Raw genomic sequence first — 15,441 nt, forward strand, 5'->3', positions numbered from 1 at the left:
AGGTACTCATATCTCCAGTCACCGAGAACCGCGTAGTTGCGGGGATCCCGTCACTGTCGAACCCCGCACTAACCCCTCAACTACCCGCTAATTCGAATCGTGGTGTCGCGGGTTCGAGTCCCGCCCCCGCTACCACAGGCCATCATGTCGAGCCCCGGCCTCTGCCGGAGCGAACGGGCTCAGGCGGAGGGCGCGTCCCCTGCTGCCACCTTGCGCACGGGGCCGTCGACCTCGCCCGCGACGCGCACATCCGCCGCGGCCGTCGCCTCCACGGCACCCTCGACGCGACCGACGATCACGGCGCGCCCTCCGTCGGCGACATGCACCTTGCCCTGGGCCTCCCCCGTCAGGATCAGCGTCGCGCCGGGCTCCACCTCGGTCGCGCCGACGATCAGCCCCGACGCGAGCAGGTGCGCGCCGGACTCGACGGTCACCGCCCACTTGTGGGTTCCTCGTAGGGTCGCGTCCTCATCGACGGACACCGCCCCGACCGTCGTCCCGCTGCCATCCGCCAGATCACCCACGTCGGCACCGTAGTTCCGGGCCACGTTCCATCCTCGGCCGGGTCGCGCTGCAGAGCCGAAAAGCGCACAAGCAGCCGCAAATGGCGCTCAGGTGCGATCCCGTAAGCCAGAGGCGTGACCCTGAGGTGATGAAGGTCACGAGGTTGCGCATCGATGGCCAGGAGTTCCTGCTGCCGCCGGACGCGGACGTGCCCGCCCTGCAGCGGCGGGTCCTCGATGCCGTGCGCGGTGAGGCGGCGTTCGTCACGTTCCTCCCCATCGGGCACGGCGAGATCAGCGTGCTGGTGACCCCGCACGTCGCGATCCGGTTCGAGGTCGAGGACCACAGCGACGAGCAGGTGGAGGCCTGGGAGGAGAACCCGCCCGCGATCGACATCGGCGAGTACTTCCACAACTTCGAGACCGGCTCGACCGACCCGCTCTGAGCGCGCGGATATCGGCGCGTGGGCTCCCGGACGCCGTCGCGGACGAGCCGCTTCAGCCGGTTCGCGGAACCAGCGTCCCGACGCCGCTGTCCTCCGCCGGCGCGGGTGGCCAGGTTGCGCCCGGGGTCGGACGCTCGTCCGCGATCTCGTGGCCTGCGGCACAGATCCACACATGCTGCCCTGCGGCGTAGGAGAGCGTGTCCGTGGTCCGGAAAGCGAGCTGCGAGCATCCGCGAGCCCGACACGGCCGAAGCGGCTGCTCCTGCTCCGAGATCAGATGACCCATCAGATCCATCCCGCTCCTGAGGACCCAGCACTCACATCCCGGGTGCGCTCACCGACGGTGCAGCCTTGGACCGACTCGTGAGATGCGACCCGCTCGATCGAGATCGGCCCTTCTGGGGCCGTGATCGGTGCCGAAGGATTCCGCCACCGATCGGATTGTACGGCTGTCGAAGGAGCTCCGCGACTGGCGCCGGTCAGCTGTAGAGCTCGGGCTCCAGCTCGTTGATCTTGATCAGCATCCCGCCGGGCGCCCTGAGCTGCAGCTGCCGGCCGAAGCCCTCGTCGACGGGCTGGCCGGCTCGACCATTGCTCGCTCGGCGATGCCCGCTGCGCCAAGATGCCGATGCGGAGCGCGGGGCCGGTCATCGATCGACGTCCCCGGCGGCCGGGAATGGCGTGGCGCGCATCGCCAAGGCGGTGTCCACGAGCTGTGAGGATGGGCGATCGAGCGTCATCGAGCTCTCCCTCGAGCTGGGGCGGATCCGGCGAGGCGCGAATCTACGCACCGACGTGCAGCGGTCGTCAGCGATATCGAACGTTCGGTGCAGCGGATCTGCTTACGGAGATCATCAGCGGGGCACCCCGGCCGTGAAACCGCCACCCGTCTCGGCCGGGCTCGCGACGAGCCGGAGCCGACTCGTCGCCGACCCTCCGTCGTCCATGTGTGACTGCGACGCCGCGTGATGGCACGGTGTCGCGCGACGCGGGACCCGCCCTCGTCAGCGCTTCGCCCCGGCTACGCCTGGGTCGGACCGGCAGACGTCGGAGGCGCGAAGATGTTGGCCCACGGCGCGATGTCCCAGCGCTCGATCATGTCTGCGACGACGAACGGGTCGTGCTCCACGAAGTCCTCGGCGTCGGCCTCCGAGACCAGGATCCCCATGGTTCGTACGGCGCGGCCGGGCTCGTCCAGGAACGCGCCCGCCATGACGAGCCGGCCCATCTGGTGGAGCTCCCGCGACCGCCGTACGTGCTCGGCGAGTTCGACTGGCGCCTTCCGCTGCACGTCCTGCATCGAGGTGAATCGCGTGGTCATCGTCACCACCCAGTACCTCGGGAAGTCTTCGATCACGAACGTTGGATGCGTCAGGCCACCCACCTCGATCCGTCGTCGATCCGGACGCGCTCAGGATACGCACGCCCGGCCCGTCTCGACCCGGTCACCAGCGCGTCACCTTCATGGGGGCGAGCAGGGCGCGTCGCGGACCGGGACCGCGTTGGAGGCATTTGGGGGCTCGCTCAGCGAGCGAGCTCGAGCCAGGAGAGCTCGCCGGTGAAGCGGCTGTCGGGCTTCATCGTGGTGTTGGCGCTCACCCATGCGAGCAGCGCGGCGTCCGCTCCCTTCGCGTGCGCCTCGGACTCCCACTGACTGATCGAGACCACCTTGTCGTCGTCGAACATGACGCCGTAGGAGATGTACCCCGGCGTCCCGGTCACGATCGGGATCACGGCTGCGCGGGCCTTGGCCTCGAGCTGCTCCTTGTCCTCGTCGTACGTGTAGACGACCACGCGTGCATACATCGATGACTCCTTCGTCGGGACCGGCTCGCGGTCGAGCAGCGATCGCCGCCGCCCGTAGGCGCACCGTAGCCCCGGGCTGCACGTCCTGCGGAGGATCTCGAAAGATCACCGGAAGTGCGCGAGAGACGCCGCCCGCGACATGGGCATACGGTTCGCGCATTCGGACGCGCCGACGCGCCCGAGGAAGCAGGGAGCCGTGACCACCGTCGTCGCACACCACGACATCGTCAAAGGCAAGAACCACTGGCTGTCATCGCCCGTCCGTGAGGAGCGCTTCGGCCCGCTCGGCGTCACGAACATCCGCACCTTCGTCGACCCGCAGGATCCGACCAAGGTCGCCCTCGTGATGGACGTCGCCGACATGGACGCCCTCATGGCGGCCATGCAGGAGCCCTGGATGGGCGAGGCGATGGCCGCGGACGGCGTCGCGCCCGAGACCCTCCGGATCCTCCTCGAGGAGAAGCCCGCCGGGAGCTGATCAGCGCACCGGCGAGATCGCCACGGCCCGCGACCGGCGCTTCCGCCGCTCGCGGGCCTTCTGCTCGAACCCTGGGCTGAGCCCGACGGACGTTCTAGCCGGAGTGCCCGCCATCGAACTTCGATGCTGATGGCGTGATCGCGCGGTCGAGCCGCCAGACCTGAGCACCCGAGGGCGCCTCGACCCGCCACGGTGGCGGCGCCAGCGGATAGACCCGCGTCGACAGGGAGCGCCCGCCGCTCGTGAACACCTCGAGCGTGGACCCGTCGAGCAGGACGCGGACGGCCGCCCTGCCCGAGCCACCGTCGAAGGCGTCGGTCATCACCGAACCGTCCCGGTGCGCACGCCGATCCGCGCTCGCGCGGCTGCGGTCGACCTCGACCGTGCCCGCCTCCAGGTCGACGTCGATGTCCACCCACTCGTCGACGCCGAATCGGACCCGCAGGCGTCCGGACACGGCGGGCAGGACCACCTCGACCTGGGCGCCGACCTGCGCCCCGTCGGCTTGCAAGGGGGCGCCGAGCCGCAACGCGGCGAGCGCCGGATGCGGTTCGCTGCAGAGCCGCGGCCCGCTCGTGGACGAGTCGGCGAGCCACACCCTCCGGGGCAGCGCGATGACGCCGGCCCAGCCCTCCTCCTGCCACCACGCGTCGTCGCGGCCCTCGCGCAGCCACCCGAAGAGGACCGGGCCGTGCGCGCCGTCGCGCATCACCGACGGGGCATAGAACGAGTTCCCGTCGTCGAAGACCTGCGGCCGGGGCGTGCCGCCGAGCGGGAACGCCAGCACGCTGCCCGGGCCGCCCGCGAACGACCACGCGCAGACGAGGGCGACCTCGCGCCCGTCGACGCCGATGACCTGCGGGCACTCCCAGCCCTCACCGGTGTCCACCCCGTCCTGGACGGTGCGCGGAAGTGCGGCGATGTCGCCGACGTACCGCCAGGTGCGACGGTCCGCCGAGCGGTAGTGCCGGATCGCCGGACTCCCGTCGGCGAGACCGCATCCGATGACCATCTGCAGGCCGGCTCCCCCGGACCACACGAACGGGTCGCGGAGCATCACCACCCCGGCCGACGGGTCGGGCTCCTCGAGCAGCAGCTCCGGCGGCCCGAATGACGCCCCTCGGTCATCCGACACGGCGGTCAGGATGTGCTCGAGCGGCCGGTCGGCGATGTGGCCCGAGTAGAAGGCGCGCACCCGGCCGCCGTCCAGGACGGTGTTGCCCGACCAGCAGCCGTCCGAGTCGAGGCCGCCGGGTGTCGGGCTCATCGCGGGCCGGTGCAGCGTCCAATGCACGAGGTCGGTGGTGGTGGCCGTCCCCCACTGCACGGGAACGCGGAGGTCGGCGAACGGACGCGACTGGAAGAAGAGACGGATGAGCCCGTGGACCTCGATGGGGCCGTTGGGATCGTTCAGGTAGCCGTGCGGCAGGCTGGGGTGGTACCTCGGCCGATGGTGCGGATACCGGTCTCCCACTGGAACGACCTCCTCAGGAACCGTGGACGAGGCGCTCGTCGGTGTTGAGGGCTTCCTCCACGGCACCGGCGAAGGGAGGGTCGGCTGCGAGGGCCGGATCGATGAGGGCGATCAGGTCCCGGGGCCCTGCGGCCGCCCGGATGCGTTCGGCCTCGGCGTCCCGGGGAGCGTCCCCTCGCCGGACGAGTGCGATCCACGCGGCGACACCTGCGGCTGTCGCGCGCGCATCGCGGCCCGCGGCGAGCTCGGCCCTCGCGATCGGTGCCAGCCGTGCCCGGAGCTTCGTCAGCGTGTCCTGACCGACCTGCTCGAGGGCGTGCTGGATGCCGGGGTTGCGGAACCGGGCGAGCAGCGCGCGCCGGTACTCGTCGGCGTGCAGCTCGGCCGGGAGCTGCCGGGCGCACTCGTCCCAGAAAGCCTCGACGAGCGCGAGGCAGTCGGGATCGCCGACGGCTTCCGCGACACTGCTGTGTCCGCGGAGCAGCCCGGAGCAGGCGAGCAGGGTGTGCGCGCCGTTCAGCAGCCAGAGCTTCCGGGACTCGTACGGATGCACGTCGTCGACGAAGCGGGCACCCGCGGACTCCCAGTCGGGCCGCCCGGCCGGGAAGTCGCCTTCGAGCACCCAGTCGGCGTAGGGCTCGGTGACGACGGGCGCCGCGTCCTCCCATCCGGTCGCCGCAGCGACCTCCACGGTCTCCGTGCCGGTGAGGCGGGGCGTGATCCGGTCGACGGACGTCGAGACGAACGAGGCCGACGTCGTGAGCCATGCGGCGAGGTCGGACGAGCCGGCTGCGGCGAGCTCGAGCAGGCCCCGGCGCAGGAAGCCGCCGTTGCCGGGCACGTTGTCGCACGGCACGAGAGCGATCGCCCCTCCCCCGGTACGCCGCCGCGCGTCGAGCGCGAGCAGGAGCCGGCAGAGCGGGGTCCGGGGTGGTGTGGGAGCGCCGTTGAGCGCCACCCGCAGCAGCGCGAGGTCGTCGCGCAGCGCAGCGGCCTCGGGATCCGGCGACCCGTCCGGCAGCAGGAGGTACCCCGCCTCGGTGATGGTCAGGCTGATCAGCGCGGTGGCCGGGTCCGCCACCCGCGCGACCAGGAGGTCGACCCGATCGGCCGCGATCACCTCGTCGATCGCGGCGAGCACCTCGTAGGAGGAGCCCGACGGCCCGCGCTCGATCAGCGTGTAGAGGCCGTCCTGCGGGGCGAGGAGCTCGGCGAGTTCCGGGCTCCGACCGGTGAACGCCGAGATCGCCCAGTCGGCGGCATCCGAGGCGCGAGCGGTGTACCAGACGAGATGCGCACGGGCGAAGGCGCCGATGCCGATGTGCACGATGCGCCGGGACGCAGCTGGCGCCGGCAGACCGAGGGCGGCGCGGTTGAGCCGCTGCATGGGACCGGTGCCGCTCACAGCTTGAACGCCGTCCGCGGGATGGCGCCCACGAGGTCGTCCGCGACCCGCTCGGCCGTCGCGATTGTGATCCGGTCCTCGGCGACGAGGCCGGCCAGGAAGGCGGCGTCGGCGCGGCGCGCGGTGTCGTGGCGGGCCGGGATGGAGAGGAAGGCACGGGTGTCGTCGATGAAGCCGGACGTCCGGTAGAAGCCGGCGGTCTCGGTGACCGCCGAGCGGAACCGCGCCATGGCGTGCGGGGCGTCGAGGAACCACCACGGCGCCCCGATGTAGACCGCGGGGTAGAAGCCGGCGAGCGGCGCGAGCTCGCGGGAGAACGTGGTCTCATCGACGGTGAAGAGCACGAGGTGGAAGTCGGGCCGGAGGCCCCAGCGCTCGAGCACGGGCCGCAGCCCCTCCACGAAGGAGGTCGGGATGGGGATGTCGTGCCCGGTGTCCGGCCCGAACGCGCGCCGGGTCGCCGTGCTGTGGTTCCGCAGCACCCCCGCGTGAACGGTCATCACGAGGCCGTCCTCGACGCTCATCCGCGCCATCTGGAACAGCATGTGCCCGCGGAAGCGCCGGCGATCGGCAGCGCCTGCGGTCCCCCGCAGCACCTCGGCGAAGAGGCGCTCGGCCTCCCCCGCGTCGAGGTCGAGGGCCAGCGGCTCGAGCACGCCGTGGTCGGCTGAGACCGCGCCGCGCGCGCGGAAGTGCGCGCGGCGACCCTCGAGCGCCGTCAGGTAGCCGGCGAAGGTCGAGGGCGCCTGGTCAGCGCCGAGGAGCGCTTGGACGCGCTCAGAGAACCCGTCTGCGTCGGGATCGAGGTAGCCGTCCGGCCGGAAGGTGGGCACCACCCGGCCGCGCAGCGACGAGTTGGCGAGCCGCTCGTGCGCGTCGAGGTCGTCCAGCGGATCGTCCGTGGTGGCGAGCACGGCGATGTCGAACTCGTCGAACAGCGCGCGCGGCCGGAACGCCGGCTCCTGCAGGCGCCGGTCGATCGCATCGAAGATCCGGTCGGCGGACTCCGGCCCGAGCTCTTCGGTGATGCCGAGCACCTCGCGCAGCTCCTGCTCGAGCCACAGCTGGGATGCGGTGCCGGCGAACTCGTGCCAGTGCTCGGCGAGGGTCCGCCAGATCGAGCGCGGCGCGACGGTCTCCCTCCCGAGCCCGAGCGCGTCGAGCGGCACCCCGGAGGCATGCAGGAGCCGGGTCACGTAGTGATCGCTCGTGACGAAGAGGGCCGCAGGGTCGGGGAACGGCGTGTCCGCGTCCAGCATCGCGGCGGGCACGTGGCCGTGCGGCGAGATGATCGGCGCATCCGCCACCCTGGCGTAGAGATCGCGGGCGATGGAGCGCAGCGCCGGATCGGCGGGGAGCAGCCGATCGGATTCGCGCCGTTGCGGTCGAAGCACGGGGTCCATCTCAGCCGGGTGCCGGGCCGTCGGCAAGCCGCGCTCGGGCGTCGAAGCGGCTGCGCTCACTCGAGGACGCGCCCCACGCCGGTCGTACACTCCGGCCATGGCGGAGCGACGCAGCACGGCCTTCCCGTTGGATCCGTCGTCCGAGGCCTTCGAGCCGTTCATCGGCGAGTGGGACACCACCGGCGTGCACGGCATGATCCCGGACACGGTGCTGCACGGCCAGGCATCGATCGACCGGATGCAGCCCGGCGGGTTCCTCCGCATCCGATCGAGCATCCGCGAGGACGTCGGCATCCCGGCGGGCGTCGCGATCCTCGGCGGCGACGGGGACTCCGGCCGATACGTGCTGCTGCACCACGACGACCGCGGCGTCACCCGGATCTACGACGCGGCGATCGAGGGGCGGGTGCTGCGGTGGTGGCGGGACGCGCCCGACTTCGCGCAGCGGTACCGCCTCACCGTCGCAGCGGACGGGCTGTCGATGGCCGGGAAGGGCGAGCTCTGCCAGGACGGGTCGACCTGGCACCAGGACCTCGACCTGACCTACACCCGCGTCGGCACCTAGCTCGCCCGGCATCGGACGGCAGCACGCGCGTTCTGCGCTCGCTCGCCCGGCCGCACCGGTACCCCGCGGACGTACCCCGCTCTGGGGATGCCCGGACTCAGGTGACTTCCATACGCTTGAGCTACCGGGTCCTCGTCACAGCTGGGGGGTTGTGGCTCGAGATGCCGGTAACACAAGACGCCTCGGGCGGTCGGTCGGGGGGCCGGCCGCTCGGAGGCGCTTGTCCTTCTCGCCGTCGGTGCCCTGGACGTTCCTGATCCGGCGTGCGCGCGGCTGCCGAGCAGAGCTCGGCCGTCGAGCCGTCCTGCGTGCGCTTCGCTGCCGGACCGGCCGATCCGCTCGGCACGGCCGAACGTGGGAGACGCCGGCCAGGCGATCTCGGGGAGGAATCGTTCGCCGGCCGGCGTCATCCAGACTTCACGGATGGGTCGTGCTCACCGAAGGGGGTGTCCTCGGCTTCGGCGGCTGGGTGACCGCCTGGTTGAAACAGTAGGACAGACAGATCGGTCTGTCCCATCCCCAGAACGGGTGTCAGCGACCCGGTCGGCTCCCGCAGCACGTCGGCGCCGGCGTGCCGACCTCAGCTCGACCGGTTGTTCGCGAGGTCGAACGAGGCGACGCCCGCGTCGAACGTCCCGTAGGCGGCGTAGTCGACGAGCTCGTAGAGCCGCGACCTCGTCTGCATCCGCGGCACAACGGAGGCCAGGCTCCCCTGCGCGGCGAGCTCGTCGAGGCCCCGCTCGATGGCGCCCATCGCGATCCGCAGCAGCGAGACCGGGAAGATCACCATGTTCACGCCGACGTCCTGCAGCTGCTGGACCGTGAAGAGCTCGCTCTTCCCGAACTCCGTCATGTTGGCGAGGATCGGCACGTCCACGGCCGCCCGCATCGCAGCGAACTCGTCGAGCGAGGCCATCGCCTCGGCGAAGATCACGTCGGCGCCGGCGTCCTGCAGGGCCTTCGCCCGCTCGATCGCCGCGTCGAGCCCGGCGACGCCGCGCACGTCGGTGCGCGCCATGATCACGAGATCCGGGTCGCGCCTGGCGGACACCGCCGCGCGGATGCGGCGCACCGCGGCCGTCGTGTCGACGACGTCCTTGCCGTCGAGGTGGCCGCAGCGCTTCGGGTTCACCTGGTCCTCGATGTGCAGGCCGGCGACGCCCGCGTCCTCGAGGGCCTGCACCGTGCGGGCCGCGTTCATCGGCTCACCGAACCCGGTGTCGGCGTCGACGAGCACCGGCAGGTCGGTCGCGCTCGCGGTCTGCGCGGCGCGGGCCGCCACCTCGCTCAGGGTGGTCAGGCCGATGTCGGGCAGCCCGAGCTCGTTCGCCATGACGGCGCCCGAGAGGTAGACGCCTTCGAAGCCCTTCTCCTGGACCAGCCGCGTCGACAGCGGCGTGAACGCACCCGGGAAGCGCTGGATCGTGCCGCTGGCGAGGCCCTCGCGGAACCGCTTGCGCTTGGCGGATGGCGTGACGGTGGAGGACAGCATCAGAACAATCCCTTCGGGGCCGGCGGCAGGTCCGTCGCCGTGATGGTGAGCCCGGCGAGCTCGTCGGAGGTGAGGCTCGGCAGCCGTTCGGCCACGTCGAGGAACCGGTCGATCTCCTCGGGTGCGAGCACGCCCTCGGCGAGGGCGCGGAACTTGCGGATGTAGTCGGCGCGGGCGAACGGCCGGGCGCCGAGCGGATGCGCATCCGCGACGGCGATCTCGGCCGAGAGGGTCGTGCCGTCCGCCAGCGCGAACTCGGCGCGACCGCCGAAGGCCTGCTCGGCCGGATCGAGCGAGTGGTAGCGGCGCGTCCACTCGGGGTCCTCGGCGGTGGTGATCGAGCGCCAGAGCGCCACGGTGTCGGGCCGCGCCGCCCGCTCGGGCGCGTACGAGTCGGCGTGATGCCAGACCCCGTCCTGCAGCGCCACCGCGAAGATGTACGGCAGCGAGTGGTCGAGGGTCTCCCGGCTCGCCTTCGGGTCGTACTTCTGGGGGTCGTTCGCCCCGGATCCGATCACGAAGTGGGTGTGGTGGGACGTGTGCAGCACCACGGACTCCACTGCGTCCGGCGTGAGGAGCTCCGGGTGCTCCGCGCGGAGGCGGCGGGCGAGGTCGATCCACGCCTGCGCCTGGTACTCGGCCGAGTGCTCCTTCGTGAAGCTCGACAGGATCGCGCGCCACGGCTCCCCCGGCGCCGGCAACGGCACCTCGTAGACCGCGTCCGGGCCGTCGAGCAGCTGCGCGATGACGCCGTCCTCGCCCTCCCAGATCGGAGCGGGGCTCGTCTGGCCGCGCATCGCCCGGTCGACCGCCTCGATCGCGGCCTTGCCCGCGAAGGCGGGGGCGTAGGCTTTCCAGGTGGAGATCTCACCCTTGCGCGACTGCCTCGTGGCCGTCGTCGTGTGCAGCGCCTGCCCGATCGCCTGGTAGACGGTGACCACATCGAGCCCGAGCATCGCGCCGATGCCCGCGGCGGCGCTCGGCCCGAGGTGGGCGACGTGGTCGATCTTGTGCGCGTGCAGGGAGATGGCGCGGGCGAGGTCGATCTGCACCTCGTAGCCGAGCACGATGCCCCGCAGCAGCCCGGCGCCGTCGGCGCCGGCGTGCTGGGCGACGGCGAGGATCGGCGGGATGTTGTCGCCCGGATGCGAGTACTCGGCCGCGAGGAACGTGTCGTGGAAGTCGAGCTCGCGCACGGCGACGCCGTTCGCCCAGGCGGCCCACTCGGGACCGAAGCGTCCGCCGATGCCGAACACGGTGGATCCGGGAGACGCCGGATGCGCCTCCGCCTGCCCGCGGGCGGCGACGACCGGCGCGCGCCGGAGCGAGGCGGCGGCCACGGCCGCGTTGTCGATCACGCGGTTGACGACCATGTCGGCGACGTCGGCGTCGATCGGCACGGGATGCGCGGCGAGCTCCGCGATGCGCCGGGCGAGGTGCTCCTCGACCGGGAACGCCTCGTCGCTGCGGCGGGACCTCACGCGGTAGGTGTTCACGAGGATCGTCTCCCTTCGGATCGCGACGAGAGGGTCGCGAGGATCGTGGCGAGCGACGCGCGCAGGTGCACGGTCGTGGCGGCCGCGGCGAGGGACTCGTCCCCCGCCGCGACGGCGCGGCAGATGGCCGCGTGCTCCGCAGCCGCCTGCAGCAGCCGCTGCGGGTTGTCGGCGGCGAGCCGGCGCGCCCGCACGAGGTGCGTGCGGGTGGCGGCCAGCGAGGCCCGCAGCGCCGGGTTGCGAATCGCGTCGTCGAGCGCCGCGTCGAAGCGGCCGATCACCGCGTAGTAGGCGGCGGCTCCCCCGTCGTGCAGCACGGCGGCCGCCTCGTCGAACTCGGTCGCGAGCGCCTCGAACGTCCGCGGATCGCGTCGCTGCGCGGCGAGGCGCGCGGCGTGCACCTCCAGGGCCTCGCGCAGCTCGAACAGGTCCGCCACGGTCTCCGCGGACATCTCCGTCACGACGCCCGTGCGCCCGCGCGAGGTGTCGACGAGTCCCTCCAGCGCGAGCCGCGTGAGGGCGGCGCGGAGGGGGGTGCGCGAGACGCCGAGGCGCTCGGCGAGCTCGACCTCGGAGAGCGGGGTGCCCGCGGGGATGCGCCAGGAGACGATGTCGTCACGCAGGGCGGCGTAGACCCGATCGCTCGCGGTCCCCTGCCGGCTCATGACCCCACCGTACGCCTGATTGTGCACAGAAGCGCCTCCGGAACGGATCGACGCAGCCTCGGCTCCCGCTTCTGTGCACAGTTCCGCTCGCTGGAATCGAGTTGCCACTCGTGGTGACTTGCGGGCGCGAGAAGTCGCCACAAGTGGCAACTCGGGCGGCGGCGGTTCGTCGGGTTACCACTCGTGGCGACTTCCCGGCGCGAGAAGTCGCCACGAGTGGCAACCCCCGGGGGCCTGACTGTTGCCACTTTCTGCGACCTTGAGCGGCTCAAGGTCGCAGAAAGTGGTAACAGTCGTCTCGGGCGTGGGCACGCGGTAGTGTCCGGCCACAGGTCCCCGGCCGAGCCCGGCCCACCCAGGGGACCGCACTGGAGGCCCGAGATGTCCTACGCCGTGGATTTCGCCGACGTCTCGACGACCGGCCTCGAGTCCTCCCCCGTCGCCGACGCGCTGGCCGGGCTGCGGGCGAACGAGGCGCGCTACTACAAGAACAAGTACGACCACACCTTCACCGTCGAGCCGGCCGCCGAGGCCGCCGACGCGGTCGACCGCGTGGCTCGGATCCTCGAGGAGGAGCGCGGCATCGTCATCGCCTCCCCCGCCCTGGAGGCGACGGACTTCGAGGTCGACGGGCTGCGGATGACCTACGTCTTCTACGAGAGCGGGCTCTCCATCAACGTGATGTACGCCCTCGACCCGGCCGGCAAGCGGGCCGTGGGCTTCAAGCTCTCGGACGGCATGGACGTGCCCGAGGAGCTCTCGTCCTTCAAGTTCGCGCGCCAGCGCTCGAAGCTGGCCGGCACCATCCGCGGCTCCTACTTCGTGATCAAGCAGGAGCACTGAAGCCGCCGGCGCGCACAGACGGTGCACGTAACCGATGTATCGTTCGGAGTCGTTCGCGCCTCAGGAGGATGCCATGAGTGGGTCGTATCGAGGCGGGCCGTCCGGCGCCCGCGGGCAGGGCGGCGCGAGCCGCGCCGGATGGGGCCTGAAGGCCGCGATCGATCAGCTCTGGGAGTCGTTCGAGCAGCGCACCGCCCGTCCTGCTCCGAGCACCGGCGGCGACGTGCGCGCGGCGGTGCTCAGCGTGCTCCTCGACGGCCCGATGCCCGGGTCGCAGATCATCCGCACCATCACGGAGCGCAGCGCCGGCGCATGGCGGCCGACCGCCGGCGCGGTCTACCCGACGCTGCTCCTGCTCACCGATGAGGGGCTGCTCACCGCCGAGGAGACCGCCGGCCGGAAGACCTACTCCCTCACCGACCTCGGCCGGGGTGAGGCCCAGGCGGCCCGGACCGGGGCGGATGCCTGGGGTGTACCGGGCGCGTCGGACCGCGGACGGCCGGGCTCGATCCCCCGCGCCGGCGCCCAGCTCGCGCAGGCGGCGGCCCAGGTCGCCCGCAGCGGCTCGCCCGAGCAGATCGCGGATGCGGTCGCCGCCCTCGACGAGGCCCGGCGCACCATCTACTCGATCCTCGCCCGGCCCTGACCACCACCGTCGCGGCATCATCCCGGCCGGCCGGCCGCGTCCAGTACGACCGGCGCGGACGGGCGCGCTATCGCCGCATCCTCCGGTTCGCGACCCGGTACATGGTCGAGAACTGGTGGTACGAGCTCTTCCTGCCCCGTATCGGCCTCGCCACCCTCGGCGCCCGTGGCCGCCCACGCCGCTGGCGGCGCACCGCTCGCAACTTCTACGGGCTGGCCAGCGAGCTCGGCGGCCTGATGATCAAGGTCGGGCAGTTCCTCTCCACCCGGCTCGACGTGCTGCCGCCCGAGGTGACGAAGGAGCTCGAGGGCCTGCAGGACGAGGTGCGGCCGGAGGACTTCGCGGAGATCCGGGCCCTCGCCGAGGCCGAGCTCGGCGTGCCGCTCGAGCACGCGTACGCGGCCTTCGAGCAGACGCCGCTCGCGGCGGCGTCCCTCGGGCAGGCGCATCGAGCACGACTGACGCCGGAGGCGGCCGCCGAGACCGGCTTCACCGACGTGGTCGTGAAGATCCAGCGACCCCGCATCGGGATGATCGTCGACATCGACCTGGCCGCGCTGCAGCGCGTCGCCGGCTGGCTGAGCCGCGTGAAGCTCGTCTCGCGCCGCGTCGACCTCCCCGCGCTCGCCCGGGAGTTCGCGGCGACGAGCCTCGAGGAGATCGACTACCTGCACGAGGCGCAGAGCGCGGAACGCTTCGCCCTGCAGTTCGAGGGCGACCCGCGGGTGCGCGTCCCGGGCATCGCGTGGGAGCGGACGACCCGTCGGGTGCTCACCCTGCAGGACGTCAGCGCGATCAAGGTGAACGACCTGGACGCGATCCGGGCTGCCGGCATCGATCCCGCGGAGGTCGCGACCGAGTTCGCGACGGTGATGTTCGACCAGCTCTTCGTCGACGGCTTCTTCCACGGCGACGCCCATCCGGGGAACATCTTCATCACGCCGCTGGAGCCCGGGGCGGATCCCGCGGACGGCGGCCGGGACTGGGCGCTCACCTTCGTCGACTTCGGGATGATGGGCGAGATCCCCGACACGCTCCGCGAGCGCCTGCAGGGCTTCCTCATCGCGGTCGCCGCCCGGGACGGGCGCCGGCTCGTGTCGAGCATGCGCGACCTCGGCGTGCTGCTGCCGACGGCCGACACCCGCGGCCTCGAGCGCACGATGTCGGCGCTCTTCGACCGGTTCGGCGGCGTCGCGTTCACGGCGCTGCAGGAGTTCGACCCGCGCGAGCTGCGCGAGTTCGCGGAGGAGTTCGGCGAGACCATCCGGTCGCTGCCGTTCCAGCTGCCGGAGAACTTCCTGCTCGTCATCCGCGCGGTCTCGCTGACCTCCGGGCTCAGCAGCACGCTCGATCCGGAGTTCAACATCTGGAACGCCGTGGAGCCCTACGCCGAGCGGCTGCTACGGGAGGAGGGCGGCGGCGTCGTCGCGACGATCGCCCGGGACGCGGTGTCGAGCCTCGGCACCGCGGCGCGGCTCCCCCGCCGCCTCGACGAGCTGACCACACGGCTCGAGAACGGCGAGATCGCCGTCGAGACGCCGCGACTCGACCAGAGCGTGCGGCTGCTCGAGCGGTCCGTCGGGCGGCTGGTGTCCGCCCTGCTGTTCGCCGGCCTGCTCGTCGCAGGCGCGCTCGTGCGACCCACCGACGTGGCGCTGAGCACCGTCCTGATGGTCGCCTCGGTGCTCCCGCTGCTCCACGCCGTGCTCGCCGCCTTCGGCGGCCGTCGGCGCCGCTGACCGCGCCGGGCCGGGTCAGATCACCCGCGCCGCTCGATCCAGGTGATCGAGCCAGGACTCGAGCGAGACGTCGAGCAGCTCCTGCATGTGCGCCACGTCCGCGTCCACGGGGTCCCCGCTCCAGGACTCCTCGGTGTGCACCTGCACCGCGCCGTCACCCACCGGGGTGAAGCGCCAGCTGTGGATGCCGACGATCCCGTTGGCGGGACCGCCCCACAGCGTCCGCTCCTGCGGCATGACCTGCCAGATCTCGGAGGCGATGGTCAGCCCCCCGGTCGCCCACGTGAATGCGCTCCCCGCGGCGAAGGGGCCATCGAGGTGCGCGGACGCGATGTCGGCCTGCCACGACGGCCACGCGTCGATCTCCGAGTGGAGCCGCCAGAGGTCCTCGAGGCGCGCATCGATCAGCCGGGTGTGCAGGGCGAGCACAGGCGCGGATCGGTCGATGTCCGAAGGCACGGGCTCACGCTACTCGCGCGG

General features: G+C 72.1%; 16 protein-coding genes. 6 read left to right on the top strand and 10 right to left on the bottom strand.

Annotation, left to right across the window (positions count from 1 at the left end):
- Window positions 1-179: 179 nt before the first annotated feature.
- Window positions 180-548, bottom strand: a complete 369-nt coding sequence (locus VIG76_RS01510) for a hypothetical protein (RefSeq protein ID WP_331950313.1) — start codon at window positions 546-548, stop codon at window positions 180-182.
- Window positions 549-652: 104 nt separating this feature from the next.
- Between VIG76_RS01510 and VIG76_RS01515 the strand changes: the two genes are divergently transcribed.
- Window positions 653-949 (top strand): hypothetical protein, encoded by a 297-nt coding sequence (locus VIG76_RS01515; protein ID WP_331950315.1) that lies wholly within the window; start codon window positions 653-655, stop codon window positions 947-949.
- A 1,021-nt stretch (window positions 950-1,970) separates the two neighbouring features.
- Here the strand turns inward: VIG76_RS01515 and VIG76_RS01520 are convergent.
- Both VIG76_RS01520 and VIG76_RS01525 read right to left on the bottom strand, forming a co-directional pair.
- The gene (locus VIG76_RS01520; protein WP_331950317.1) at window positions 1,971-2,270 is read right to left on the bottom strand and encodes a YciI family protein; all 300 of its coding nucleotides are present in this window, start codon (window positions 2,268-2,270) and stop codon (window positions 1,971-1,973) included.
- Window positions 2,271-2,473: 203 nt separating this feature from the next.
- Window positions 2,474-2,755, bottom strand: coding sequence for an antibiotic biosynthesis monooxygenase (locus tag VIG76_RS01525; RefSeq protein WP_331950319.1), 282 nt, complete (start codon window positions 2,753-2,755; stop codon window positions 2,474-2,476).
- A 196-nt stretch (window positions 2,756-2,951) separates the two neighbouring features.
- On the opposite strand from VIG76_RS01525, the gene VIG76_RS01530 reads away from it, so the two are divergent.
- A complete protein-coding gene (locus VIG76_RS01530; RefSeq protein ID WP_331950321.1) occupies window positions 2,952-3,233 on the top strand; it encodes a hypothetical protein in 282 nt (93 codons plus the stop codon).
- Between the two features lie 94 nt (window positions 3,234-3,327).
- Here the strand turns inward: VIG76_RS01530 and VIG76_RS01535 are convergent, their stop codons facing one another.
- The 3 genes from VIG76_RS01535 to uxaC are packed head-to-tail and all read right to left on the bottom strand — an operon-like array spanning window position 3,328 to window position 7,515.
- Window positions 3,328-4,707, bottom strand: a complete 1,380-nt coding sequence (locus VIG76_RS01535) for a glycoside hydrolase family 32 protein (protein ID WP_331950323.1) — start codon at window positions 4,705-4,707, stop codon at window positions 3,328-3,330.
- 13 nt (window positions 4,708-4,720) lie between these two features.
- Entirely contained in the window at window positions 4,721-6,112 is a 1,392-nt protein-coding gene (locus VIG76_RS01540) for a mannitol dehydrogenase family protein (protein ID WP_331950325.1), read from the bottom strand.
- Window positions 6,109-7,515, bottom strand: coding sequence for a glucuronate isomerase (gene uxaC / locus VIG76_RS01545; RefSeq protein ID WP_331950327.1), 1,407 nt, complete (start codon window positions 7,513-7,515; stop codon window positions 6,109-6,111). Before uxaC ends, VIG76_RS01540 begins: the two co-directional genes overlap by 4 nt.
- Window positions 7,516-7,612: 97 nt before the next feature.
- On the opposite strand from uxaC, the gene VIG76_RS01550 reads away from it, so the two are divergent.
- A complete protein-coding gene (locus VIG76_RS01550) occupies window positions 7,613-8,080 on the top strand; it encodes a hypothetical protein (RefSeq protein WP_331950329.1) in 468 nt (155 codons plus the stop codon).
- Window positions 8,081-8,660: 580 nt separating this feature from the next.
- Here VIG76_RS01550 and prpB read toward each other — a convergent pair.
- The 3 genes from prpB to VIG76_RS01565 are packed head-to-tail and all read right to left on the bottom strand — an operon-like array spanning window position 8,661 to window position 11,733.
- Complete coding sequence (gene prpB / locus VIG76_RS01555) at window positions 8,661-9,572, bottom strand: methylisocitrate lyase (RefSeq protein ID WP_331950331.1); 912 nt, start codon at window positions 9,570-9,572, stop codon at window positions 8,661-8,663.
- Window positions 9,572-11,068, bottom strand: a complete 1,497-nt coding sequence (locus VIG76_RS01560; protein WP_331950333.1) for an MmgE/PrpD family protein — start codon at window positions 11,066-11,068, stop codon at window positions 9,572-9,574. The genes prpB and VIG76_RS01560 overlap by 1 nt, the downstream gene beginning before the upstream one ends.
- Window positions 11,065-11,733: a GntR family transcriptional regulator gene (locus VIG76_RS01565; protein ID WP_331950335.1), complete on the bottom strand. Its 669-nt coding sequence runs from the start codon at window positions 11,731-11,733 to the stop codon at window positions 11,065-11,067. The genes VIG76_RS01560 and VIG76_RS01565 overlap by 4 nt, the downstream gene beginning before the upstream one ends.
- Window positions 11,734-12,114: 381 nt before the next feature.
- Between VIG76_RS01565 and VIG76_RS01570 the strand changes: the two genes are divergently transcribed.
- The 3 genes from VIG76_RS01570 (at window position 12,115) to VIG76_RS01580 (ending at window position 14,961) form a co-directional block, all read left to right on the top strand.
- Complete coding sequence (locus tag VIG76_RS01570) at window positions 12,115-12,576, top strand: phage tail protein (RefSeq protein WP_331950337.1); 462 nt, start codon at window positions 12,115-12,117, stop codon at window positions 12,574-12,576.
- Between the two features lie 73 nt (window positions 12,577-12,649).
- On the top strand, window positions 12,650-13,222 hold the full coding sequence (locus tag VIG76_RS01575; RefSeq protein ID WP_331950339.1) for a PadR family transcriptional regulator: 573 nt from the start codon (window positions 12,650-12,652) through the stop codon (window positions 13,220-13,222).
- A 101-nt stretch (window positions 13,223-13,323) separates the two neighbouring features.
- Window positions 13,324-14,961, top strand: a complete 1,638-nt coding sequence (locus VIG76_RS01580) for an ABC1 kinase family protein (RefSeq protein WP_331950341.1) — start codon at window positions 13,324-13,326, stop codon at window positions 14,959-14,961.
- A gap of 15 nt (window positions 14,962-14,976) precedes the next feature.
- Here the strand turns inward: VIG76_RS01580 and VIG76_RS01585 are convergent, their stop codons facing one another.
- Window positions 14,977-15,420 (bottom strand): SRPBCC family protein, encoded by a 444-nt coding sequence (locus VIG76_RS01585; RefSeq protein WP_331950343.1) that lies wholly within the window; start codon window positions 15,418-15,420, stop codon window positions 14,977-14,979.
- Window positions 15,421-15,441: the final 21 nt, after the last annotated feature.

This window comes from Amnibacterium sp., from assembly GCF_036559085.1.
Classification (GTDB): Bacteria; Actinomycetota; Actinomycetes; order Actinomycetales; family Microbacteriaceae; genus Amnibacterium.

Bases quoted from the DNA above. Each gene is read 5' to 3' on its own strand.
- VIG76_RS01515 (WP_331950315.1), top strand. From the start codon at position 653: ATGAAGGTCACGAGGTTGCGCATCGATGGCCAGGAGTTCCTGCTGCCG.
- VIG76_RS01520 (WP_331950317.1), bottom strand. From the start codon at position 2,270: ATGACCACGCGATTCACCTCGATGCAGGACGTGCAGCGGAAGGCGCCA.
- VIG76_RS01525 (WP_331950319.1), bottom strand. From the start codon at position 2,755: ATGTATGCACGCGTGGTCGTCTACACGTACGACGAGGACAAGGAGCAG.
- uxaC (WP_331950327.1), bottom strand. From the start codon at position 7,515: ATGGACCCCGTGCTTCGACCGCAACGGCGCGAATCCGATCGGCTGCTC.
- VIG76_RS01550 (WP_331950329.1), top strand. From the start codon at position 7,613: ATGGCGGAGCGACGCAGCACGGCCTTCCCGTTGGATCCGTCGTCCGAG.
- prpB (WP_331950331.1), bottom strand. From the start codon at position 9,572: ATGCTGTCCTCCACCGTCACGCCATCCGCCAAGCGCAAGCGGTTCCGC.
- VIG76_RS01565 (WP_331950335.1), bottom strand. From the start codon at position 11,733: ATGAGCCGGCAGGGGACCGCGAGCGATCGGGTCTACGCCGCCCTGCGT.
- VIG76_RS01570 (WP_331950337.1), top strand. From the start codon at position 12,115: ATGTCCTACGCCGTGGATTTCGCCGACGTCTCGACGACCGGCCTCGAG.
- VIG76_RS01575 (WP_331950339.1), top strand. From the start codon at position 12,650: ATGAGTGGGTCGTATCGAGGCGGGCCGTCCGGCGCCCGCGGGCAGGGC.
- VIG76_RS01580 (WP_331950341.1), top strand. From the start codon at position 13,324: ATGGTCGAGAACTGGTGGTACGAGCTCTTCCTGCCCCGTATCGGCCTC.